Annotated in this window: 2 protein-coding genes; both read right to left on the bottom strand. The window is 73.4% G+C overall.

From position 1 onward, the window contains the following. Window positions 1-131 precede the first annotated feature (131 nt). Window positions 132-578 carry a hypothetical protein gene (locus ACIQOV_RS36650; RefSeq protein ID WP_331768412.1) on the bottom strand — a complete coding sequence of 149 codons (447 nt, stop codon included), beginning with the start codon at window positions 576-578 and terminating at the stop codon, window positions 132-134. A gap of 1,056 nt (window positions 579-1,634) precedes the next feature. Further along, window positions 1,635-2,489, bottom strand: a complete 855-nt coding sequence (locus ACIQOV_RS36645) for a GNAT family N-acetyltransferase (RefSeq protein ID WP_401055123.1) — start codon at window positions 2,487-2,489, stop codon at window positions 1,635-1,637. Between the last annotated feature and the right edge of the window lie 118 nt (window positions 2,490-2,607).

Here is a 2,607-nt window from a genome sequence, read left to right as displayed (position 1 = left end):
GTCGCCCTCGCCCGCGGCTTCCTGACCGGAAGCGTGATCGGAGGATCGCTCGCCGCAATGGTCGTCGGCGTCGTCGTCGACAAGGTGGTGGCCCGGACCCAGCGCGGGAACGGGCCGGACGCGGCGGGCGTCTACGGGGCGGGCCTCGGGACCCGGAGGGTCCCGTCGACAAGCTCCAGCTCGGTCAGGTGCCCGCCGAAGGCGAGGGCCCAGAAACGGCGCTCGCCGGCGGTAGGAGTGCGGGGGGTGGTACAGACGACATCGCCCGTGGTCAGGCGGCGCAGCGACAGCGGCCAGTGGCCGCCGTACTTGTCGACGGTCAGCCTGCGCCCGATCGCGGCGGCCTCGACGGCGGCGGCCCTCGCGTCCGCGGCCTCGACGACGAACGCCAGCTGCAGCCCGGGCAGGCCCGGATCCATGACCTGGGCCAGGACGTGCCCGGGCCGGTAGCCGAAGTGGTGCTCGGGCCAGCCACAAGGACCGGTGGTGACGTTCAGGTACGCGGTGACCGTGAACACTGCGGCCGCCGGAGCGGCAGCGGGCGGACGGCGCAGAACGGAACGGCGGTGTGCGGGCATGGCAGAGCCCTTCCAGGCGGCGGTGAAGAACGAAAGGAGTGGGAGAGGCTCCGGCACCACACGGTGGCGACACCACCGCACAAGAGCCGGTGACGGATCCACACGGCAGGACAGCGGCAGCCCGTACACGACGGCCGGTGCCGGCAACGGCGCAACGGCAACAGGACAGCAGCCGTGACAGCCCATGGCGGCACGCAGCGGCACCTCGGCCTGTCGCAGCGGCAGCGGCAGGACAACGGTGCCGGTACCGAGCGACGGCCGCACCAACCCGGCGGACGCCCACGGCGGCCCGTGGCGACCCGGCGGCGACCCGCATGACGGCCGGCCCGGGACGCTCTCCCGGAACAGAACGTAGCCACGGGAGCGATCCGGTCAAGCACACCGACCACACCGAACGCGACAGCAGTCCAGGACCGTGCGCCCCCCGGCACCCACCCTGCGCCCGCTGCGCCCGGCCTCCCCACCCGGAAAACCCCAGAACGGCCCCCGGGCAACCGGAACGAACCCACCCCACCGCCGAACGAACGGGACGCCCCACCACCCGCGACAGGCCGACCCGCAACCGCCTGGCGGGGCACCAGGACACAGGCTCCACTGCCGCACCTCGGCGAGACACCGGCACCCGCGGACGACGGACACCGGTGAGGCACCGAAGCGTCCGACTGCGCCCGGCCACCGCCCAGCCGGTAGCAGGCGGGACACCGGGGCAGCGGTGCGCGGACAGTTCCTGCCCGCTACGCGCGACCAGCTGCCGACAGACGCCGGACCGCGGCACGGCACGGGAGCGAGTACGCCCACCGGACGGCGAGGGCAGCCGGGCCCGACGCCACCGTGACACTGCTCGGCGAGGGCGCCCCTTCGGACACCGCAGCGCCTTGCGGCCACGACCCGCACCGACCCGGCCCCGGGCGCTCTGCCTTCGCGGAGCACCGACCGCAGGGTCCTGCGCCGCTCGAACCGCCCGGTAGCGGGCCGCCCGGGCACGCAACGGCCAGCAGCGCCCCTGGGGGAAACCGGTCCCGGGGGCGCTGCTGGAGGTCGTGGACGTGGTGACGGTCAGTCCACCAGACCGGTGAGCACGGGGTCGCCGTGTATGGCGCGCACCGACGCGGAAGGCGTCAGGGGCTTGACCGCGTACCTCCAACCGCGATTGATGCAGTACACGCGGCCCAGCGCGGGAACATCCACGGTCAGACGGGAAGCACTGACGTACCCGAGTCCGGTGTAGAAGCGCGTCAGGTCCCGCTCGTGGCGCAGCGACATGGCGCGGAAGCCGGCCTGCCGGAAGTCCTGCTCGGCACGGGAGACCAGGGCGCGGGCGATCCCGCGGCCTCGGAACGCGGGCAGTACCGCAAGTTCACCGATCGCGCTGATCCTCCTCATGAGGCGTCCCGCCAGGAACGGGACGCGCCGGATCTCGGCGTGCTTGGCCATCCAGTGCGCGGGTCCGCAGCGGATCACTCCGACGGGGTGTCCCTCGTGTTCGGCGATCAGAACGTGGTTGTAGCCGTGGGAAAGGCTCCCGTCGGGGCCGAGGTGCCCGGTGGGCAGCATGCTCGTGGCCTGATGGGTGATCATCTCGCGGACCGCGGCCACGACCTGTTGCAGCGCTTCGTCGCTCTGGTGCAGGTCGATCAGCAGGACGAGGCGCACCACGGCGTCGGCGTCGTCGGGGGTTCCCGGGCGTATCTGCACGCTCCCGGACCGTGCCGGGGATTCGGGGTCGCAAGCGGTTCGGCTGTTGCCGGAGAGGAAGGCGGTCACGGTGTCTCTTTCGAAGTCCCGCCTGGCGGCGGATGAGGTGGCAGGGATACCGCCCTGACTGCCGGGGCCGCGGCAGGACCCGGCGCGCGACTGCTGTTCGGCGAGCAGCGCCGCGCGGGCCCCGAAGCGTTGCAGGAGCACGGCCACGAGGCCGGGGGCCGGGGCGCACGGTTCACGGGGCGGCGGGCCCACGCAGGGCGCCGACGACGCGGCCCGGTGCGGGGCAGTCGCAACGTACGGGCACTCCCGAACGGATCAACCCGCC

It is taken from the genome of Kitasatospora sp. NPDC091257 (genome assembly GCF_044757675.1).
Classification (GTDB): Bacteria; Actinomycetota; Actinomycetes; order Streptomycetales; family Streptomycetaceae; genus Kitasatospora; species Kitasatospora lactacystinica.
This window is presented reverse-complemented; position numbering and strand designations above follow the sequence as displayed.